Origin of the sequence: Ramlibacter sp. (assembly GCF_035706265.1) — a bacterium.
GTDB lineage: Bacteria > Pseudomonadota > Gammaproteobacteria > Burkholderiales > Burkholderiaceae_C > Ramlibacter.
The window spans coordinates 1-3,330 of the sequence record NZ_DASSVG010000123.1 but is presented as its reverse complement, the minus strand read 5'-3'; the positions used below and the strand labels follow the sequence as shown (position 1 = coordinate 3,330).

At 72.5% G+C, this 3,330-nt stretch carries 3 protein-coding genes and 1 pseudogene; all 4 read right to left on the bottom strand.

Translation table 11 applies throughout. The features are described from left to right. A partial coding sequence (locus VFM98_RS04830; RefSeq protein ID WP_325108762.1) for an MmgE/PrpD family protein occupies positions 1 to 1,090 on the bottom strand: 1,090 nt, incomplete at its 3' end. Beyond that, positions 1,087 to 2,592, bottom strand: a complete 1,506-nt coding sequence (locus tag VFM98_RS04825) for a tripartite tricarboxylate transporter permease (protein WP_325108761.1) — start codon at positions 2,590 to 2,592, stop codon at positions 1,087 to 1,089. The genes VFM98_RS04830 and VFM98_RS04825, both read right to left, overlap by 4 nt. A gap of 2 nt (positions 2,593 to 2,594) precedes the next feature. After that, a complete protein-coding gene (locus VFM98_RS04820) occupies positions 2,595 to 3,068 on the bottom strand; it encodes a tripartite tricarboxylate transporter TctB family protein (RefSeq protein WP_325108760.1) in 474 nt (157 codons plus the stop codon). Further along, a pseudogene (locus VFM98_RS04815) lies at positions 3,065 to 3,330 on the bottom strand (tripartite tricarboxylate transporter substrate binding protein); the annotation flags it as partial. The gene VFM98_RS04820 and the pseudogene VFM98_RS04815, both read right to left, overlap by 4 nt.

Here is a 3,330-nt window from a genome sequence, read left to right as displayed (position 1 = left end):
GCGCGCGCACCGCCGGATCCTGCACGATGGCCTCCTCGTACTCGCCCAGGCCGGCATCGCCGCGCAGCAGCCCGACCGCGATCGCGTAGGGGATGCTGAACTTGGCCGCGTAGCCGTTGGGCGGGTTCTGCTTGGCCGCGAACGGCTCCCACAGGCGGTGCACGATGCCCTCGGCCGTCTCGCACTGGATGGCCTCCACCTGCGCCGGATCGAGGCCCTGCGCCACCAACCGGCGGGCGCAGTCGATGTAGGGATGGGCCATGGTGCCGCAGGCATAGGGCTTGAAGGCGATGTCGGCCGCCAGCCAGCGCTCGCCGAAGCCTTGCAGCATGTCGGCGAAGCGGCCCTCGTGCGTGCGCGCGAAAGCCCAGTAGAAGCCGTGCTCACCTTCGAACAGGGTGCGCGGGCCTGTGAAGCCCGCCTGCGCCATGCGCGCCGCCCGGTAGCCGGCCTGCGCCGCCCAGCCGGGGTGCATGCGCTTGGTCCAGGCGCCCTCCGCCAGGTACTCGATGATGCCGGAGGCCATGCTGCCGGCGATGCCCACGGCGTCCACGACCTGCTTCGCATCGAGCCGCAGCGCCGCCGCCACCCCGGCGGCGGCGCCGATGGCGCCGAACACCGCGGTCGGATGGAAGCCCGCCTTGTGCACCAGCTTGGGCGCCACCAGGCACATGCGGCAGATCACTTCCGCGCCGACGGCGAGGCCGCGCCCGAGTTCGGCGCCGCCGAGCGCGTGGCGTTCCGCGGTGGCGAGCAGGGCCGGCACGACCACGGCGCCGGCGTGGGCCGGGCCGCCCTCGTAGGTGTCGTCGTAGTCCTCGCCGTGGGCCGCCGTGCCGTTGCACAGAGCCGCCATGGCGACGCTGCGCGGCTGCGCATGGCCGATCACCGTGCACTCGCCAGAATCGTCGCTGGCGGCGACGGTGGCGCGCATGAAGTCGGTGTGGCGGGCGGCGATGCAGAGGCCGGCGACGTCCACCAGCAACGACTGGCAGACCGGCCGCATCGCCGGCGGCGTGCCCGCGGGAAGGTCCGCGATGACCCGCGCCAGCCGTTCGGCCACCGTGATGTCGGAAGCTGTCTCGCTCACGTCGTCTGCTCCTCCAAGGCGGCGCGCCGCTTGCGCGGGCCGCGGATTTCCTGCCAGCCGGAATAGAGGGCGAGCGCCGCCGCCGCCAGCAGCAGCGCCAGCGACACCCGGTCGGTGAAGAAGATCGCATGGTCGCCGCCGGACAGCAGCAGGCTGCGCCGGTAGTTGGACTCGATCATGAACCCGAGCACCACCCCCAGCACCATGGGCAGCAGCGGCACGCCGGCGGCGCGCAGCAGGTAACCCAGCGCGCCGATCCCGAGCACCAGCCCCACCTCGAACAGGCTCTGGTGCACCGAGTACACGCCGGAAACGACCAGGGCCAGGATGAAGGCGATCAGCCAGGGCTTGGGCCGGTTCACCAGCCAGATGCAGGGCGTGAGGATCACCAGCCCGATCAGCAGCATGGCGATATTGGCGACCAGCAGCCCCGCATAGAGCCCGTACACCACCTGCGGCGCCTTCTCGAACAGCAGCGGCCCGGGCTGCAGCCCGTGCACCAGGAAGCCCCCGAGCAGGATGGCGGCGGAATTGGAGCCCGGGATCCCCAGGCTCAGCAGCGGCACCAGGGCCGTCGCCGTCACCACGTTGTTGGCTGCTTCGGGCGCCGCCACGCCCTCGGGCGAGCCCTGGCCGAATTCCTCCGGATGCTTCGACCAGCGGCGCGCCTCCGAATACGACATGAAGGCGGCGACGGTGCCGCCCGCCCCCGGCGTCACGCCCTCGAAGGTGCCGATCGCGCAGCCGATCGCGGTGGGCCGCGCCAGCCGCTTCGCGAGCGGCCAGTCCGGCAACTTCAGGCGCGCCTGCGACGCATCGGCGCGCGCCCAGGCCGGCTCGCCGACCTGGATCAGCATCTCGGAAACGGCGAACAGGCCCACCATCACCAGCAGCGGCTTGATGCCCCCGAGCAGCTCGGGCTCGTCGAAGGTGAAGCGCGAGACGCCGGAGACCGGATCGGACCCCACCATCGCCAGCATCAGCCCGAGCAGCGCGGCCAGCAGGCCCTTGAGCAGCGAGCCGCCCGACAGGCTGGCGATCACCGAGATGCCCAAAATGCCGAGCGCGAAATACGCCATCGGCGTGAAGGACAGGGCCACGCTGGCGAGCGGCCGGGTCGCCGTGACCAGCACCAGCAGGCCGAACAGCCCGCCCACCAGGCCCGCCACCAGCGAGATCCCCAGCGCCTCGCCGGCACGGCCCTGGCGCGCCATCTCGTAGCCGTCCACCGTGGTCGCGGCGGCCGAATTGGTGCCCGGCGTGCGGATCAGGATCGCGGGAATCGAGCCGCCGTATTCCGCCCCGACGTACACGCTCGCCAGCAGCACCATCGCCGTGACCGGCTGCATGCCGTAGGTCATGGGCAGCAGGATGGCCATGGCGATCGAAGGCGAGATGCCGGGCAGCGCGCCACCCAGGATGCCCCACAGCACGCCCAGGAAAGCGGCCGGGATGGCCCAGCTTCCCGCCAGGGCCGAGAGCGCCTGCAGCAGGGCTTCCATCGTCAGGCGCCTCCGAGCAGCACGCTGCCCGGCATCGGGATGCCGAACGCATGCACGAACAGCAGCCAGAACACCAGCGCCCCGAGCACCGGCACGATCACCAGCATCCGCCCGCGCGGCGCGCCCGCATACGCCGCGCCGGCGGCCAGCAGCGCCGCGGTGGCGGCGGCATAGCCCAGCCACGGCGCGAGCAGCAAGTAGCCGAACAGGATCGCGAGCAGCCCGAGCGCCCGCAGGTGCGCACGCCAGCCGGCCGATGCGCCTTCCCCCTGTGCGGACGGCGCCCGCAGCACGCTGCGCGCACACAGCAGCGTGCCGACGCCGGCCAGCGTCCAGCCCACCGCACGCGGCAGGCCGGCCGCGCCGACCGCGTCGGACAGCAGGCTATCGGGGATGCCGTCAGCCAGCCGCAGCCAGGCAGCGGCGAGCACCACGGCCGCGAGCCCCAGCGCGAAGTCGCCGCGCTGCACTTTCATCGCGGCGCGATCCCGAGTTCGCGGAAGGTCTGGGCGATGTCGGTCGCAACCTCGCCGGTGAAGCGCACGGCCTCGTCGTGCCCCAGCATCAACGGCACCAGGTTGCTTTCGGTATAGCTCCTGCGGTAGTCGGGCGCGGCCAGCACCTTGCGCAGCCCCGCCTCCAGCGCCTTCACCGCGTCGGGCGAAACGCCCTTGGGCGCGGCGAGGCCGCGGAACTTGCGCACCACCACGTCCACGCCCTGCTCGCGCGCGGTGGGCA